We start from the raw sequence: 17,557 nt of genomic DNA on the forward strand, positions 1-17,557 counted from the left end.
CTTCGTTTCATACAATTTGCTTAACGGAAATTTTCTGAACTCGCCGCAAACGGCTCAAACAGACGAAAATTTCCTACAAATTCTATGAAACAAAGGCGGAAAAGAAGGGACCCCATTTAATTCTACCTACAAATAAAACGACCTATAAAAATCTCCCTAAAACCAACCGCACTTTTTAAATGATCCTCCGATAAACTCGGGCCCCATATAAATCGCCTTTGCGACTTTCAATTTTTAGGCAATTTTCGTCTGTTTGAGCAACGTAGTTGCGAGTTTAGAAAATTGCCGTAAAGAAAATTGAAACAAAGCAAAGATCAGCGATTTAACTGGGGCACTTTTCTTTGCTTACTTTCTTTTGTACAAGCAAAAGAAAGTAAGTCGCCATTAGGCGAAATCCTAATGTAAAAAACATACCTTTATGCTATAATCCGCCACAATTTTTGATCAAAAAAGGAATACCAATGACGGATTCAATCCAATCATCTATCACCCCTGTCAATATTGAAGAAGAACTCAAATCTTCCTACCTTGACTACGCGATGTCGGTTATCGTTGGGCGTGCATTACCTGACGTTAGAGATGGTTTAAAACCTGTTCACCGCCGCGTGTTGTTCTCAATGGATCGCGAAGGCAATACCGCCAATAAAAAATACGTAAAATCAGCGCGTGTTGTGGGGGATGTAATCGGTAAATATCATCCTCACGGCGATTCCGCTGTGTACGATACAATCGTTCGTATGGCGCAACCATTCTCACTTCGCTATATGTTAGTTGATGGGCAAGGTAACTTTGGTTCAATTGACGGCGATGCACCCGCTGCAATGCGTTATACCGAAGTACGTATGCAAAAAATTACGCAAGCATTGCTCACTGATTTGGATAAAGAAACCGTCAATTTCTCGCCAAACTATGATGGCGAATTAATGATTCCAGATGTATTACCGACTCGTATTCCAGCACTTTTAGCAAATGGTTCTTCTGGTATTGCGGTGGGGATGGCAACTAATATTCCTCCTCACAACTTAAATGAAGTATTAAATGGTTGTTTGGCTTATATCGACAACAATGAAATTACCATTGATGAATTAATGCAACATATTCCAGGCCCAGACTTTCCAACCGCGGCATTAATTAATGGTCGTAAAGGAATTGAAGAAGCCTATCGCACTGGTCGTGGCAAAGTGTATGTTCGCGCTCGAGCAACGGTAGAAACCAACGAAAAAGGACGCGAGCAAATTATCGTGTCTGAATTGCCATACCAAGTAAATAAAGCAAAATTAGTCGAGAAAATTGCCGAATTAATTCGCGAGAAAAAAATCGAAGGTATCAGCAATATTACTGACCTTTCAAACAAAGAAGGGATTCGTATTGAAATTGATATTAAACGTGAGGCAGTAGGGGAAGTGGTATTAAACCATCTTTACTCGCTTACTCAAATGCAAGTGACCTTTGGTATCAATATGGTAGCATTGGATCACGGTCAGCCACGTTTATTTAATCTTAAAGAAATCATTGAATCCTTTGTGTTACACCGCCGTGAAGTCGTTACACGTCGTTCTATCTTTGAGCTTCGCAAAGCACGTGAACGTACGCATATTTTGGAAGGTTTAGCGGTTGCTCGTTCTAATATCGATGAAATGATTGCGATTATTCGTAACTCTAAAAACCGTGAAGAAGCTGCAACAACAATCAGTTCACGCTCTTGGACATTACATAGCGATATTATTAATCTTCTTGATGTTTCTGCTCGTCCTGATGATTTAGAAGAAAATCTTGGTATTCAAGGTGAACAATATTACTTATCGCCAGCGCAAGTAAACGCAATTCTAGAACTTCGTTTACACCGTTTAACGGGCATTGCCTTTGAAGAAGTTGTAAAAGAATATGAAGAATTATTAGTTAAAATTGCAGATCTTCTTCATATTTTAAGTAGCGCAGAACGTTTAATGGAAGTGATTCGTGAAGAATTGGAAGAAGTGAAAGCACAATTCGGCGATGATCGTTTAACTGAAATTACCACCGCATCTGGCGATATTGATTTAGAGGATTTAATCGCACAAGAAGACGTAGTTGTAACGCTTTCTCATGAAGGTTATGTGAAGTACCAACCACTAACTGACTATGAAGCACAACGTCGTGGCGGTAAAGGTAAATCTGCGACGAAGATGAAAGAAGAAGATTTCATCGAAAAATTACTGGTGGCAAATACTCACGATACGATCCTCTGCTTCTCTAGCCGTGGCCGTTTATATTGGTTGAAAGTATATCAACTTCCGCAAGCAAGCCGTGGCGCACGCGGTCGTCCAATTGTAAATATTCTTCCATTACAAGAAAACGAACGTATTACTGCAATCTTACCAGTTTCTGCTTACGAAGAAGATAAATTCGTGGTCATGGCAACTGCTGGCGGTATTGTGAAGAAAATCGCCTTAACTGAATTTAGCCGTCCACGTTCAAACGGTATCATCGCATTGAATTTACGTGATGAAGATGAATTAATCGGCGTGGATATTACCGATGGTAGCAACGAAATTATGTTGTTCTCATCACAAGGTCGTGTGGTACGTTTTGCAGAAAATGCTGTGCGTGCAATGGGGCGTTTAGCAACAGGGGTTCGCGGTATCAAACTGGCTTTAACAAACGATATTTCTGACGATGAAAGTGCGGTAGAAATTGAAGAAATTTCTGATGACAACGCTGAAGCATCATTAGACTTAAATATCGATAAAGTGGTTTCTCTTGTTGTGCCAAAAGGCGAAGGTGCCATTTTAACCGCAACGCAAAACGGCTACGGAAAACGCACACAGTTAAGTGAATACCCAACTAAGTCACGTAATACAAAAGGTGTGATTTCGATTAAAGTGAGTGAACGCAATGGTAAAGTAGTTGCCGCAACTCAAGTAGAAGAAACAGACCAAATTATGTTGATCACTGATGCAGGAACCCTTGTTCGCACACGCGTAAGCGAGGTAAGCATTGTAGGTCGTAACACGCAAGGTGTTCGTTTAATTCGTACTGCCGATGATGAACACGTAGTAAGTTTAGAGCGTGTTTGTGATGCAGATGAAGAAGATTCTTTGGAAGAAAGCAGTTCTGAAGAATAACCTATTATAAAAGAACCTATTATAAAAGAAAAAGTGCGGTAAAATTTCACCGCACTTTTTTATGCCTAATTACTTACCAGCCAAACCATCTCTAATCCGTTTTTCAAACTGATCATAATCCACTAAAAACGCATCGTGTCCGTAGTCTGATGGAAATTCATGAAAATGTAGATCGACGCCACTTTGTTCTAAAAGCTGTTTACTTTTATAAAGATCCACTGGTTTAAAAAGCTGATCCGTAGTCACAGAAACCAATGTATAACGCGCTTTAATGCGTGATAAAGCCTCTTTGATATTTTCATACCCCAGACTGGGATCATACATATCTAACGCACGTAACAAATGCAAATAACTATTGGCATCAAAACGTTCTAAGAATTTTTTTCCTTGATAAGAAAGGTAGGATTCCACTTGAAAGTAATCGCCCCAAAAACTGCCATCTGATTTTGTGGCACGCCCAAAGGCTTTCGCAAGTTGTAAATCAGTGCGGTAAGTCAGCATACCTAGCATACGCGCAATAGATAGCCCTTGATCTGGCGGTGTACCATCATAGTAATCGCCACCGTTAAAATTAGGATCATTAATGACCGCTTGACGCATTACGTGGTTAAAACCGATGGCTTCAGCACTAAAATAAATGGATGAGCAAAGGTTCACGATATTATCCATAAAATCAGGATAATCAATCGCCCATTGATTCGCTTGCATGCCACCAAAAGATCCGCCAATAATAGCTTTTAAATGGCTAATGCCAAGATGATCAAGCAAGGCTTTTTGTACTTTGACAATATCTTGCACGACAATATTAGGAAATTGGCTACCATAAGGTTTACCCATCTTCGGATTAATCGATGAAGGCCCAGTTGTTCCCTTACAACCGCCTAATACGTTCGAGCTAATAAAAAAATAACGATCCGTATCCAATGCTAAACCTGCTCCCATAAAATTCTGCCACCATCCATTGCGACCATCATCGAAATAAGGCTCAGCATCGCCAGTCAAAGCGTGGCAAATTAATACCGCATTATTTTTCTCAGCATTGAGCACGCCATATGTTTGATACGCGACATTAATATGGGAAAGTTTGCCGCCAAGCATCAGAGTTAAAGGCTGTGTGTCAAAAAGCACTACATTTTGCACAGACATTGAAAACCTATCGTAATAATCAGAATGGCGTTTAAACTATCAGTAAGTCGATTAGCTTGTCAAGAAATTTTAGCCGTCTAAACGGCTAAATTATCGCACATCAATGCGATTCACAAAATCCATCAAATTCCCCTTGAAGTGCGGTCGATTTTTCATTATGTTTACCGCTATGCTAGTAAAAAAATTCTCCCCAAAATTCACCGCACTTTTTCGCATACTACTCTACGCAATCTTTGCATTGATTATACTTTGCTTGCTAGTTGATCGAGGCGTAAGTTTTTATGTTCGCGATAAAATATTCACAAATATTGATGAACTCCCCTTTCGTCCTTACGCCCTTGTGCTTGGCACATCAAAATACACCGTCAGCGGAAAACCGAACGTTTATTACGATAGTCGCTTAACCACAGCTAAAAGCCTAATCGAACAACAAAAAGTGAATTATCTTTTATTAAGTGGCGACAACCGAACTTTGCAATATAACGAACCAAGAGCAATGTTTCGCGATTTACGCAAAATGGGCGTGCCAGAAACTTCAATGTTCCGTGATTTTGCAGGCTTTCGCACCCTTGATTCCGTTATCCGTGCCGATAAAATTTTCCAAGTACAAGCATTTACGATTGTCAGTCAAAAATTTCATTGCGAACGCGCACTATTAATTACCCAAGCACATAATATTGATGCCATTTGCTTTGTGGCAAAACAGCCAGAATTACATTTTTCCACACAAATAAGAGAAGTTTTTGCGCGAATAAAAGCAGTTTTTGATTTGATATTAGGGGTTGAACCTTATTTTTTGGGCGAGCCAGAACCACTTCCAACGGAAAAATTTTCAGTGAAATAATCGCTGAAATCTAATCAGTATTTCTACCAAAAATTTCCGCTAAAAATTTGCAAGCCTACTTAAAATTGGTTAAAATCTACACGCTTTTGCAAAGCAATGTTACGTATTACGTAAAGTCCCACATTCAATCCTTAAATTAGTAAAATTTATCAGGTGAATTATGAAACTCTCCCAAGCAAGCAAAAAAATAAGGGCTGATTTTAAAGATCAGCCCTTTGTTTTAATGGTAAATTTTATTCCAATACCGCCCAAAATTCAGCAACGGTGTGGAAAGATCCTAAGACTAAAACAACATCATTTTTTACCGCACTTTTGAGCGCTGTACGCACACCATCCATAACAGAATTATCTGATGTAGCTTGAACGTGTGGGAAATGACTTTTCAGTTTATCAGCTAATTCATCGCCTGACTGCCCGCGATAGCCGCCTAAGGTTACACAATGCCATTCATCAATAATAGGCGTTAAATGTGCAAATACCCCATTTGCATCTTTATCTTTTAGCATTCCACATACGGCAATCATTTTGCCCTCAATGTTGCATTTAAGTGCGGTTAATTTTTCAGATAAATATTTTGCGGCATGAGGATTATGCCCCACATCAACAATGATTGTTGGCAAGGTTTCAGCTGGTACGCCAAGATAATCCGCTAATTTTTTACGTCTATCTGCTTTTATTGCTTGAAAACGACCAACCAACTCCACCTCTTGCAGAGATTTTCGCAAAGTCTGTTCAGAAATATCAAAAGGTAAACATTGAACAGCAGCAAGAGCCGTTGCGGCATTCGCCAATGGAATCTGACAAAACAGCAAATTTTCTAACCGCACTTTTTTATTTTGCCATTGCCAATTTTCAGCATTTTGCTCAAATGACCAATCCACATCACGACGAGAAACTTGGCAATGTAATTTTTCAGCCTGATCTAACATTGTTTGCGGAACATTAGGTTCGCCAATCACGACAGGGCAATTTTCGCGGAAAATTCCTGCTTTTTCAAAAGCAATAGCCTCTCTGGTATCCCCAAGAAAATCGGTATGATCAATATCGATGCTAGTAATCACTGCAAGATGGCTATCCACAATATTGGTCGCATCTAAACGACCACCCAACCCCACTTCTAAAATCACTACATCTAACTTTGCTTGCTTAAATAAATGCAATGCAGAAAGGGTGCTAAATTCAAAATAAGTCAGCGATTCTGTTTTGTTTTCATCAATAAAAGCAAAAGAGGCTGTATGTGCTTCATCGGGTAAATCTTGATTTTGAATGCGTACTCGCTCGTTATAACGCAACAAATGGGGCGAAGAATACACGCCTACACGTAATCCGTGATTAAGCAAAATCGTTTCTAATAAGTGGCAAGTGGTGCCTTTACCATTCGTCCCTCCCACTGTTATCACATAAGGGGCTGGATGAAGTAAATCCAATTTTTCTGCCACAGATTTAATACGATCTAAACCAAGATCAATGGGTTTAAAATGGCTTTTTTCTAAATAAGAAAGCCACTCAGCGAGTGGCGAAGTGGCTTTAAGTTGCATATTATTCATCTTCTGAAATGAGTTCAGGTTCTACAAAAGGAGAAGGTTGATTCGTTAATTTACTCAGTACACTTGCCAAAGTTTTACGCATTTCTGAACGTTTCACGATCATATCAATTGCCCCTTTCTCAAGTAAAAACTCACTGCGTTGGAAACCTTCTGGTAATTTTTCACGTACGGTTTGTTCAATAACACGAGGGCCAGCAAACCCAATTAAGGCTTTTGGCTCGGCAATATTTAAATCCCCTAACATCGCAAAACTGGCTGATACGCCACCTAAAGTTGGATCCGTTAATACTGAAATAAACGGCACACCTTTTTCACGCATTTGGGCAAGCACCGCACTAGTTTTTGCCATTTGCATTAAAGAAAACAAGGCTTCTTGCATACGCGCACCGCCACTTGCAGAGAAACATACAAAGGGACAATTCATTTCCATTGCTTTTTCAGCCGCTTTAACAAATTTTGCCCCAACTACAGAACCCATTGAACCGCCCATAAAAGCAAAGTTTGATGCAGCCACAACAATTGGCATATTATAAAGTGTACCTGTCATGGTAATTAATGCATCTTTTTCACCCGTTTCTTTTTGTGCCGCACTGATACGATCTTTATATTTCTTTAAATCTTTAAATTTTAAAATATCTTTTGGTTCTAAATCTGCCGCAATTTCTTGGCTTGAATCTTCGTCCAATAAGTTTAATAAACGCTCACGGGCATCAATACGCATATGATGACCGCATTTAGGGCAAACATACAGATTACGTTTGAGTTCTTCACTATAAAGTACTTGTTCACAAGCAGTGCATTTTGTCCATACGCCTTCTGGCACATTGGCTTTTCGAGTGGAAGAAGAAGGACTTTTACTAAAAATTCGGTTAATCCAGCTCATTTTTTGACCTTTTTATTGACTAGAAAATTGCGCGTATTAGAACATAAATTTATAGAATTTGCTACTTGTAAGGCCGTTTTTATACTGCTCCGATTTCCTTTTTAACAAGATAATTTGCTCTCCTCTTATTGAACATTTTTTCTATTTTTTTGTCTTATAGACCACGTTGTCTGAAATCTATTTTGGAGTATTTTATGAAAAAAACACGTTTTGTATTAAATAGTATTGCACTTGGATTAAGTGTATTAAGCACATCATTTGTTGCTCAAGCCACTTTGCCAAGTTTTATTTCGGAACAAAACAGTCTTGCACCAATGTTAGAAAAAGTTCAACCTGCCGTTGTCACTCTTTCCGTTGAAGGAAAAGCTAAAGGAGATTCTCGTTCTCCTTTCCTAGACGATATTCCTGAAGAATTTAAATTTTTCTTCGGCGATCGTTTTGCGGAACAATTTGGTGGACGCGGAGAGTCAAAGCGTAACTTCCGTGGTTTAGGTTCTGGTGTCATTATTAATGCAAGCAAAGGCTATGTTTTAACTAATAATCATGTTATTGATGGGGCTGATAAAATTACCGTGCAATTACAAGATGGTCGTGAATTTAAAGCAAAATTAGTGGGTAAAGATGAGCAATCAGATATTGCGTTAGTTCAACTTGAAAAACCAAGTAATTTAACAGAAATCAAATTTGCTGATTCCGACAAATTACGCGTAGGCGATTTTACTGTTGCAATTGGTAATCCATTTGGTTTAGGTCAAACTGTGACATCAGGTGTTGTTTCTGCATTGGGTCGTTCAACAGGCTCTGATAGCGGTACTTATGAAAACTACATTCAAACCGATGCAGCCGTAAACCGCGGTAATTCGGGTGGTGCGTTGGTAAATTTAAATGGCGAACTTATTGGCATTAATACCGCAATTATTTCTCCAAGCGGTGGCAATGCAGGAATTGCCTTTGCGATTCCAAGTAATCAAGCAAGCAATTTAGTGCAACAAATTTTAGAATTTGGTCAAGTGCGTCGCGGATTGCTTGGTATTAAAGGGGGCGAACTCAATGCTGATTTAGCCAAAGCCTTTAATGTGAGTGCGCAACAAGGCGCATTTGTGAGCGAAGTTTTACCGAAATCTGCTGCTGAAAAAGCAGGTCTTAAAGCGGGCGATATTATCACGGCGATGAACGGTCAAAAAATCTCAAGTTTTGCTGAAATGCGTGCAAAAATTGCAACCACTGGTGCAGGCAAAGAGATTAGCTTGACTTACTTACGAGACGGCAAATCCCACGATGTTAAAGTGAAATTACAAGCGGATGATGGTAGCCAACTTTCCTCTAAAACTGAATTACTCGCATTAGATGGCGCAACATTGAAAGACTACGATGCAAAAGGCGTTAAAGGCATTGAAATCACAAAAATTCAACCTAATTCGCTGGCTGCACAACGTGGTTTAAAAGCGGGCGATATTATTATTGGTATTAATCGTCAAATGATCGAAAACATTCGTGAATTAAATAAAGTGCTTGAAACTGAGCCATCAGCAATTGCACTTAATATTTTACGAGGTAACAGTAATTTCTATTTATTAGTGCAATAATCTGCTTGATATATTTAAGAAAAAAGTCCGATCACAATGATCGGACTTCTTTTTATGCAGCAATCGTTCTTAACAAATCCACCACAAATTCTAACCGCACTTTGTTATCGGATAGATCTTTCATAAACTTAAATTTTAATGGACCATCAAATCGATACACAATAGGTTCTTTTTGAATTAATTGAATAAATTTATCTGGATTCACTTGTGCTTTTGCTGAAAACTCAATAAAACCGCCTTGTGTTCCAGCATCAATTCGCACAACTTTTAACGGCTCAACCAATAAACGCAACTCTGCAATTTGTAATAAGTTTTTCGTTGCATCAGGCAATAATCCAAATCTGTCAATCAACTCGACTTTTAATTCATCTAATTCTGCTTTACTCTCTGCGGCGGCAATGCGTTTATAAAAGGATAAACGCATATTCACGTCTCCTAGATAATCATCAGGCAGTAAAGCAGGAACGCGCAATTCAATATCCGCTTGTTGTTGCGTCAGTTCTTCTAAGGATGGTTCTCGCCCTTCTTTTAACGCTTTAACCGCCGCATCCAATAATTCCATATAAAGCGAAAAACCGATGCTTTCAATTTGTCCGCTTTGTTCATTTCCGAGTAATTCGCCTGCACCACGAATCTCTAAATCGTGGGTTGCCAAGATAAAACCAGCCCCAAGATTATCAAGATTTTCCAATGCATCAAGACGGCGTTCAGCATCTTTTGTCATCATTTTTGGCGGTGGCGTAAGCAAATAAGCATAAGCCTGATGATGTGAACGCCCTACTCGTCCACGTAATTGATGAAGCTGAGCCAAGCCAAAATGATCCGCTCGTTCAATAATAATGGTATTTGCCGTTGGTACATCAATACCCGTTTCGATAATGGTTGAACAAACTAAGACGTTATAACGCTGATGATAAAAATCACTCATCACACGCTCTAATTCACGTTCGCGCATTTGTCCATGCCCCACAATCACTCGCGCTTCTGGCACAAGTGCGGTGAGTTTTTCTGCTGTATTTTCAATACTTGCGACATCATTATGGAGGTAATAAACCTGTCCGCCACGCAAGATTTCACGCAAAATCGCTTCTCGTACAACAAGATCATCATTCTGGCGGACGAAGGTTTTAATACTTAATCGGCGAGCAGGAGGTGTGGAAATAATGGACAGATCACGAATACCATTCATCGCCATATTTAGCGTACGCGGAATTGGCGTTGCCGTTAGCGTAAGAATATCGATATTCGCACGGAGCTGTTTGATTTTCTCTTTTTGCCCTACACCAAAACGGTGCTCTTCATCAATAATCAACAAACCAAGATCGCTAAATTTGACATCTGATTGAATTAATTTATGGGTACCAATCAATATATCGACTTTGCCTTCTGCAAGGTTTTCCAGAATTTGTTTTTGTTCTTTTGCAGTTTTGAAACGCGATAACACTTCTACGTTCACAGGCAAGTTCGCAAAACGATCTTTAAAATTCTCATCATGCTGTTGGGCTAACAATGTGGTTGGCACTAGCACTGCTACTTGTTTATGATTCATCACAGCCAAAAAGGCAGCACGCATTGCCACTTCAGTTTTACCAAAACCCACATCACCGCAAACAAGGCGATCCATTGCTTTTGGCTGACACATATCAGAAATTACCGCATTAATTGCCATTTCCTGATCGTAAGTTTCTTCAAAAGGAAAGGTTGCAGCAAATTGTTGAAATTCTTCACGATCATATTTAAAGGCAAAGCCTTTCTTCGCTTCACGTTGAGCGTAAACATCTAATAACTCGGCCGCCACATCACGAATTTTCTCCGCTGCTTTTTGACGTGATTTCGCCCAAGCCTCGTTACCCAGTTTATGTAATGGCGCACTTTCATCAGAACCACCCACATAACGGCTAATCAAATGTAATGAAGTCACTGGGACATAAAGTTTTGATTCATTGGCATAATTTAACAGCAAATATTCTGCTTTAATGCCGCCTGTATCTAAGGTGACCAAACCACCATAACGCCCCACACCGTGATCAAGATGCACAACTGGTTGCCCTATTTTCAACTCGGCAAGATTGCGTACAAGCGTGTCAGGATTAATCGTTTTACGTTTATCTCTAGAACGTTGTTGAACACGTTCGCCAAGTAAATTAGCTTCGCCAATAATCGCAACAGGAAACGATTGTTCAATAATAAAACCTTGTTCAAGAGAGCTGACTAACAAGCTAAATTTTTCATTCTTAGCCTGTTCCAAGGATTGAATTTGTTTTGGTTTAAGTTTTAACGCTGAAAGTAAATCAAGCAACGTCTCTCGGCGACCTTCTGTCTCCACAGAAAAGAGTATATTTCCTTTAAAATGCTCAATAAATTGGCGTAATTGCCCCAATGGTTCTTTTTGCTGGGATTGAATAGTCACTTCTGGTAAAGCGGCAACAGGTAAATTTTTCTGGCGTACCGATGACCGCACTTTTTCCGCTTTAAATGTAATACGTGGATAAGATTTCAATCGGCGATTAACTTTATCAACATTGAGCCATAATTTTTCAGGCGATAAAAGCGGACGCATTGGATCCACTTTACGTTGTTCATAACGCTGTTTGGCATCTTGATAAAAACGCTCGCCTTGCGTTTGGTTATTTTCCATATCCACAAACAGCGTTTGTTCTGGCAAATAATCAAACAACGTCGCCATTTCAGAAAAGAAAAGTGGCTGCCAATATTCAATGCCAGAAATCAAGGTACCTTTACTGATTTGCTGATAAATATGTTCGGGATCTCGACGGATCTCCCCAAAGGTTTCACGAAATTGTGCACGGAAAAATTCAATCCCTTTATCATCCGTTGGAAATTCGTGCGCTGGCAAAAGATTAATTGAGTTAATTTCATCAAGAGTACGTTGCGTATCCACATCAAAAGTGCGAATGGAATCAATTTCATCATCAAAAAAATCAAGACGAAAAGGCACCGCACTTCCCATTGGGAAAAGATCCAACAAAGCCCCACGAACGGCATACTCGCCGTGTTCTAATACTTGCTCCACAGCACGATAGCCCGCGGCTTCTAATTGTAAACGCATTTTATCGATGACCAAACGATCGCCTTTTTTAATCAGAAGCACATTGTGTTGTAAATATTGTGGCGGGCAAAGGCGTTGCATTAATGTCGAAATCGGCAATAAGAAAATGCCTTTTTTCGCATTTTGTAAATGGAAAAGCGCACTTAAACGAGAGGAAATAATTTCTTGATGGGGAGAAAAGGTATCATAAGGTAAGGTTTCCCAATCAGGGAATACGCAAACATTTTGACTGCTTAATTCCGATAAAACACGCGATAAACGTACCGCACTTCGTGTATCTGGTGTGACTACTACAGTTAAATTTTGATTTTGCTCTGCAATTTCACTAATCGCCAGTGCATCAGCACCTTGTAAGACATTGCCTAAAATTTTATGATCATTAGGTTGGGTTGGAATATCAGGTTGGAAAAAAGCCGTTTTCATAAATATAAATAATGCGTCAATCTTGTATAAAAATTGACGCATAGTGTACTGGAATTTGCCCTATCTTTCAATAAGCTTACTGTTTAAAAAAACAGTTAATATTTATTTCTTTAAAGAAGATTCTTCTTTCTTCAAATTACCATTTTCATCTTCTGTTGCTAACATAGGCACGCAGCTACAATTAGGTTGATCTAAACCCCATTCTTTAATGAAGTTGTCATATTTTTCAAGTGCGCGTTTAAACCAGCCTTTTGGTTTTGCGGTTTGTTCTGTCATAAAGTTCCTCGCTCTAAATATTGTTTAATTTCTAAACGTAGCCGTTCTACGCCTTTTTTCTTGTTAATGGGAAGTTGTTTTTTTGTTAAATAAGCGGAAATTAATGGGAAATTTTCTTTGCCCGCTAATTTTAATAAACGCCTCATCGCAGGAATGCTTGAAAATAAAGTGCGGTAAAAATTAGCGAAGTTTTTTAAGCTCATCCAATCAAAATCATCAAGCTGCCAATCAATTTGATTTTGCGAAAAATTTTCTGCCAAAGGATGATAAGACAGGCTAATATTTCGCTGAAATTGTTTATATGCAGTATCAACTAAAGCCAATCCTTCTTTAGAAATACCTTTTAGGGCTATCGCTGAATAACAACTACTACTCGCTTCTTGATGCTCGCCTAAATGCACCAAAACAAAACCGCACTTTTGCCAAAATTTTTCGAGTTCGTCAGTGTAACCAAAACTTACCGAAAGAAAATCCACTTCTGAATTTTCCATAAATTTCATTAGATTTTGACCAATTCCCTTTTTTTGCCAATTTGGCTGAACTGCGATACGAGAAATTCGTAAAGATCGTAATTTACAGGCTTGGGATAAATTTTCGTGGAAACATAACGCCTGTGGCACAAGGTTCCCTTTTGGACGGCGTCTGCCTTGTTGAATTTGCACAATCAATTCATCATCTGCCATATTTCCCTCTTCCAACGCCCAGATTGCACCGAGCAAATTCTGTTGATATTCTGCAAAATAAAAACGTTGATTTTCTCCATCAAGTAAACGGCGAAGATCGAGTGGCGATGTACGGTAGTGAGCAATCGTCATTAGTCCATAAAAATCTCGAAAGAAAAATTGATGACTATATTCCTCTTGTCTGCCCTTGCTTGTGAGGGGTGCTACCGAAGGCTGAGGGGGGCTGGCTATATCTAAGTCCCCCTTCCGCCCTACGGGCACCTTCCCCCGCAAGCAGGGGAAGGAAAGGTTTTTAGCGTTTTCCTCAATGTTATAAGTAATATCGCTATAGTCGAAGTGCTGAAAATCATCTTCGGCATTTAGCAACAAAAGATCATCAATAAAATGTTCTAAGGGATCATTTTCTTGCCAACGTAGAGGCTGTTTAAGCTCAAAATGCTGAAAAGTGCGGTGAATTTTCCGTTTAAATTTTAATTCGAAACCACGCCCCGTTCCTTCGTAGCTATGAATTGTAGTACTGAAGACAATATGTTGAAAATATTGAGAATATTGTTGCAATAATGGCAATGGGATCATCGCAGCTTCATCTACGAGCAACCAAGCAGATTGACTAAATTCAGGTTCATTTTGTAACCTAATAGCCAGTTCATCGGGGGCGATAAATTCTATCTCTCGTTCTGAAAATTCAATAACCGAATGTACCGCACTTTTATTTGGTGCAGTGAGATAAACTGGTGCTTGAATTTGGTTAGCAAGTATCCCCAATAATGCAGATTTCCCTCTTCCCCTCTTGGCTGTTAGAAAATAAATATCCTGATCGGCTTGTGAAATATTCTCAATAATTTGCTGCTGAACTAACGTGGCATTTTTGTGATGCTCGTTAGAATAAAAAACCGCAGGAAATTCAACCGCACTTTCCTCTCTGAAAATGGGGAAATGATAGCGTTCAATGCACTGTTTGAAATGATAAATAAAATTAGGCGTAGCAATCGCTGACTGATTTCCATTCCAACGTAAACTATCTTGATCAGGCTGCTGAGATAAATTTTCCCAATCGGATAAGACTAAACAAAGTGTACCGCCCATTTTTAGTGTTCCAGCTGCAATAGCCAGCGCTTCAAGATGAATGCCATTTCGTCCATCAAATAAGATATGTTCAAATTCTTGTCCGAGCAAATTCGTTGCTTTAGAAAAAGCAATGCCGCTTTCACCGATAATTAATACGTTATCAGACAAAAGCGGCAAAGTTTTTCTGATCAAAATTTGAAGATGGCGAGATGGCATCGTGTTATTTTAAATAGGCAATTAATATCGCACCAATAAAACTTACGCAAGCAAGCCAAAAGAAAATGCTTTTGGGTTGAGAAACTTTTTTACTGAAAAATTTTGCAGCAAACAGGATATACAAAATCAGTAATGCAAATTTAGCCACTAACCATAATTCAATACCAAAAGCAAAGAGATATAAAATGACGACACCAGATACAATCAGCAAGGTATCTGATAAGTGCGGTAAAATTTTTAATAATTTTATCGAACGCCAATTTTTACCATTAAGCTGCATTGCACCACGAATTACTAACAACGCCAAACTTACAAAGGCGAAAAAAATATGTAAATGAACTAACATAATCACTCCCAAAAAAGTAAGAAAAGTGCGGTCAAAATCCACCGCACTTTCTCAATCTAAATTACTTCGTAATACGTTTATATTTAATACGATGTGGCTGAGTTGCTGCATCGCCTAAGGTTTTCTTTTTCCACTCTTCATAGTCTGAGAAGTTACCTTCATAGAACGTGACTTTACCTTCATCGCCGTAGTCTAAAATATGCGTTGCGATACGGTCTAAAAACCAGCGGTCGTGCGAAATAACCATTGCACAGCCTGGGAATTCTAAGATCGCATTTTCTAAGGCACGCAAGGTTTCAACATCTAAGTCATTGGTTGGTTCGTCCAGTAATAGCACGTTACCACCACGTTGTAGAAGTTTCGCTAAATGTAAACGACCACGTTCCCCACCCGATAATTCGCCTACGCGTTTTTGTTGATCCACACCTTTGAAGTTGAAACGCCCCACATAAGCACGGCTTGGAATTTCAAAGTTGCCGATAGTGAGAATGTCTTGTCCATTAGACACTTCTTCCCACACGGTTTTCTTATCATCCATAGCGTCACGGAATTGATCCACAGACGCAAGCACAACGGTTTCGCCCATCGTAATAGATCCATTATCTGGCTGCTCTTGACCTGACAACATACGGAATAAGGTTGATTTACCTGCACCGTTCGCTCCGATAATCCCAACGATTGCACCTTTTGGAATACTAAAGGATAAATCATCAATTAAAGTGCGGTCGCCATAAGACTTGGTTAAGTTTTGCACTTCAATCACTTTATCGCCTAAGCGTGGACCTGGTGGAATAAAGAGTTCGTTCGTCTCGTTTCGTTTTTGATATTCGCCAGAGTTCAATTCATCAAAACGAGCCATACGTGCTTTGCTTTTCGCTTGACGGCCTTTAGGATTTTGACGAACCCATTCCAACTCTTTCGCAATGGATTTTTGACGTGCATTTTCAGCTGCTTGTTCTTGTTCTAAACGTTTCTCTTTTTGCTCTAACCAAGAAGAATAGTTACCTTCCCAAGGAATACCCTCGCCACGATCAAGCTCTAAGATCCAACCTGCTACATTATCTAAGAAATAACGGTCGTGGGTAATTGCCACAACAGTGCCTTCGTAGTCGTGTAAGAAACGTTCCAACCACGCCACAGATTCCGCATCTAAATGGTTAGTTGGTTCATCTAATAACAACATATCAGGTTTTTCGAGTAATAAGCGACAAAGTGCCACACGGCGACGTTCACCCCCTGATAAATGCTCAATTTTTGCATCCCAGTCTGGCAAGCGTAACGCATCTGCGGCACGCTCTAATTGGTTATCTAAATTATGCCCATCATGCGCTTGAATAATAGCTTCAAGATTGGCTTGTTCAGCCGCCAGTTTATCAAAATCTGCATCAGGATCCGCATAAAGTGCATACACTTCATCTAAACGAGTCAGTGCATTTTTCACTTCAGAAACCGCTTCTTCCACTGCTTCACGCACGGTTTGTTGTGGTTCTAATTTGGGTTCTTGCGGAAGATAACCAATTTTAATTCCTGGTTGCGGACGAGCCTCCCCTTCAAACTCTTTATCTACGCCTGCCATAATGCGTAAAAGGGTCGATTTCCCCGCACCATTTAAGCCCAATACCCCGATTTTCGCACCTGGGAAGAAGCTCAAAGAAATATCTTTCAAAATATGACGCTTCGGCGGCACCACTTTGCCGACACGGTGCATCGTATATACAAATTGAGATGACATTAATAATTCCTCACAAAAAAATTCGCCCTATTTTACTGGAAAATAGGGCGAAAATATAGAATACCAAGAACAAGATTTACTTAAATTCTTACTATTAACCAAAAATTTCTGAATGGGTATTAAGACGCGCTAATCTTATTTCATCCCCCACAATTTTATAAATAAGCACGAGATCATTCTTAATATGGCAATCTCGCCAACCTTTCCAATTGCCAGTTAAAGCGTGATCTTTATATTTTTCTGGCAATGGTAAGCTATTCAAAAGACAATACATAACTTCAATATATTCTGGACTATTTATAATAAGAGGAATATGTTTTTAAATTCTCTTTTATATTCCCCACTCACTGAAATCATAGTTTCATCTCCGATAGCATCGCTTGATGGAATTCCTCCAATGTTTTGTATTCACGCCCATTATGATTATCCAACTCTGCCATAGCCATTATCGTTTTTGAGTTAGGCATCTGTTCAGTTTGATAATCTAATGATACTGGAATCGCTTTCGTTTTAGCTATTTGAGCTAAAAACATATTAAGTGCTTGAGTTGGGGAAAGACCATAACTTTTAATCACTTCAAACGCTATATTTTTAGTTTCATCAGGTACTCGAAAGCTAACTGCAGCCATATTA

Annotated in this window: 12 protein-coding genes and 1 pseudogene; 3 read left to right on the plus strand and 10 right to left on the minus strand. The window is 39.3% G+C overall.

The window, feature by feature from the left end; translation table 11 throughout:
* Positions 1 to 461: 461 nt before the first annotated feature.
* Complete coding sequence (gene gyrA, locus ACPT8O_RS07315; RefSeq protein WP_041175313.1) at positions 462 to 3,104, plus strand: DNA topoisomerase (ATP-hydrolyzing) subunit A; 2,643 nt, start codon at positions 462 to 464, stop codon at positions 3,102 to 3,104.
* A 69-nt stretch (positions 3,105 to 3,173) separates the two neighbouring features.
* Here the strand turns inward: gyrA and metX are convergent, their stop codons facing one another.
* Entirely contained in the window at positions 3,174 to 4,250 is a 1,077-nt protein-coding gene (metX, locus tag ACPT8O_RS07320; protein ID WP_041175312.1) for a homoserine O-acetyltransferase MetX, read from the minus strand.
* 157 nt (positions 4,251 to 4,407) lie between these two features.
* On the opposite strand from metX, the gene ACPT8O_RS07325 reads away from it, so the two are divergent.
* Positions 4,408 to 5,094, plus strand: coding sequence for a SanA/YdcF family protein (locus ACPT8O_RS07325; RefSeq protein ID WP_041175311.1), 687 nt, complete (start codon positions 4,408 to 4,410; stop codon positions 5,092 to 5,094).
* 233 nt (positions 5,095 to 5,327) lie between these two features.
* On the opposite strand, the gene folC is transcribed toward ACPT8O_RS07325, so the two are convergent.
* Together folC and accD are read right to left on the minus strand one after the other, a co-directional pair.
* Entirely contained in the window at positions 5,328 to 6,632 is a 1,305-nt protein-coding gene (folC, locus tag ACPT8O_RS07330) for a bifunctional tetrahydrofolate synthase/dihydrofolate synthase (RefSeq protein WP_021035060.1), read from the minus strand.
* Position 6,633: 1 nt separating this feature from the next.
* Complete coding sequence (gene accD / locus ACPT8O_RS07335) at positions 6,634 to 7,524, minus strand: acetyl-CoA carboxylase, carboxyltransferase subunit beta (protein WP_021035059.1); 891 nt, start codon at positions 7,522 to 7,524, stop codon at positions 6,634 to 6,636.
* Between the two features lie 194 nt (positions 7,525 to 7,718).
* On the opposite strand from accD, the gene ACPT8O_RS07340 reads away from it, so the two are divergent.
* Positions 7,719 to 9,110, plus strand: a complete 1,392-nt coding sequence (locus ACPT8O_RS07340; protein WP_021035058.1) for a DegQ family serine endoprotease — start codon at positions 7,719 to 7,721, stop codon at positions 9,108 to 9,110.
* Positions 9,111 to 9,162: 52 nt separating this feature from the next.
* Here ACPT8O_RS07340 and mfd read toward each other — a convergent pair whose 3' ends face one another.
* The 7 genes and pseudogenes from mfd to ACPT8O_RS07375 form a co-directional block, all read right to left on the minus strand.
* Complete coding sequence (mfd, locus tag ACPT8O_RS07345) at positions 9,163 to 12,603, minus strand: transcription-repair coupling factor (protein ID WP_041175406.1); 3,441 nt, start codon at positions 12,601 to 12,603, stop codon at positions 9,163 to 9,165.
* A 102-nt stretch (positions 12,604 to 12,705) separates the two neighbouring features.
* A complete protein-coding gene (locus ACPT8O_RS07350; protein ID WP_021035056.1) occupies positions 12,706 to 12,879 on the minus strand; it encodes a DUF5363 domain-containing protein in 174 nt (57 codons plus the stop codon).
* Entirely contained in the window at positions 12,876 to 14,846 is a 1,971-nt protein-coding gene (locus ACPT8O_RS07355) for a tRNA(Met) cytidine acetyltransferase TmcA (protein ID WP_021035055.1), read from the minus strand. Before ACPT8O_RS07355 ends, ACPT8O_RS07350 begins: the two co-directional genes overlap by 4 nt.
* A 4-nt stretch (positions 14,847 to 14,850) precedes the next feature.
* Entirely contained in the window at positions 14,851 to 15,192 is a 342-nt protein-coding gene (locus ACPT8O_RS07360) for a SirB2 family protein (RefSeq protein ID WP_021035054.1), read from the minus strand.
* Positions 15,193 to 15,253: 61 nt separating this feature from the next.
* Positions 15,254 to 16,924 (minus strand): energy-dependent translational throttle protein EttA, encoded by a 1,671-nt coding sequence (gene ettA / locus ACPT8O_RS07365; RefSeq protein ID WP_041175310.1) that lies wholly within the window; start codon positions 16,922 to 16,924, stop codon positions 15,254 to 15,256.
* A gap of 94 nt (positions 16,925 to 17,018) precedes the next feature.
* Positions 17,019 to 17,281: pseudogene (locus ACPT8O_RS07370) on the minus strand (type II toxin-antitoxin system YafQ family toxin).
* Entirely contained in the window at positions 17,278 to 17,553 is a 276-nt protein-coding gene (locus tag ACPT8O_RS07375) for a type II toxin-antitoxin system RelB/DinJ family antitoxin (protein WP_021035051.1), read from the minus strand. Before ACPT8O_RS07375 ends, ACPT8O_RS07370 begins: the two are co-directional and overlap by 4 nt.
* Positions 17,554 to 17,557: the final 4 nt, after the last annotated feature.

It is taken from the genome of Haemophilus sp. HN_Hi08 (assembly GCF_049824455.1).
Taxonomy (GTDB): Bacteria; Pseudomonadota; Gammaproteobacteria; order Enterobacterales; family Pasteurellaceae; genus Haemophilus; species Haemophilus influenzae_D.

Coding starts and splice junctions, on each gene's coding strand:
- gyrA (WP_041175313.1), top strand. CDS start 462: ATGACGGATTCAATCCAATCATCTATCACCCCTGTCAATATTGAAGAA.
- metX (WP_041175312.1), bottom strand. CDS start 4,250: ATGTCTGTGCAAAATGTAGTGCTTTTTGACACACAGCCTTTAACTCTG.
- ACPT8O_RS07325 (WP_041175311.1), top strand. CDS start 4,408: ATGTTTACCGCTATGCTAGTAAAAAAATTCTCCCCAAAATTCACCGCA.
- folC (WP_021035060.1), bottom strand. CDS start 6,632: ATGCAACTTAAAGCCACTTCGCCACTCGCTGAGTGGCTTTCTTATTTA.
- accD (WP_021035059.1), bottom strand. CDS start 7,524: ATGAGCTGGATTAACCGAATTTTTAGTAAAAGTCCTTCTTCTTCCACT.
- ACPT8O_RS07340 (WP_021035058.1), top strand. CDS start 7,719: ATGAAAAAAACACGTTTTGTATTAAATAGTATTGCACTTGGATTAAGT.
- mfd (WP_041175406.1), bottom strand. CDS start 12,603: ATGAAAACGGCTTTTTTCCAACCTGATATTCCAACCCAACCTAATGAT.
- ACPT8O_RS07350 (WP_021035056.1), bottom strand. CDS start 12,879: ATGACAGAACAAACCGCAAAACCAAAAGGCTGGTTTAAACGCGCACTT.
- ACPT8O_RS07355 (WP_021035055.1), bottom strand. CDS start 14,846: ATGCCATCTCGCCATCTTCAAATTTTGATCAGAAAAACTTTGCCGCTT.
- ACPT8O_RS07360 (WP_021035054.1), bottom strand. CDS start 15,192: ATGTTAGTTCATTTACATATTTTTTTCGCCTTTGTAAGTTTGGCGTTG.
- ettA (WP_041175310.1), bottom strand. CDS start 16,924: ATGTCATCTCAATTTGTATATACGATGCACCGTGTCGGCAAAGTGGTG.
- ACPT8O_RS07375 (WP_021035051.1), bottom strand. CDS start 17,553: ATGGCTGCAGTTAGCTTTCGAGTACCTGATGAAACTAAAAATATAGCG.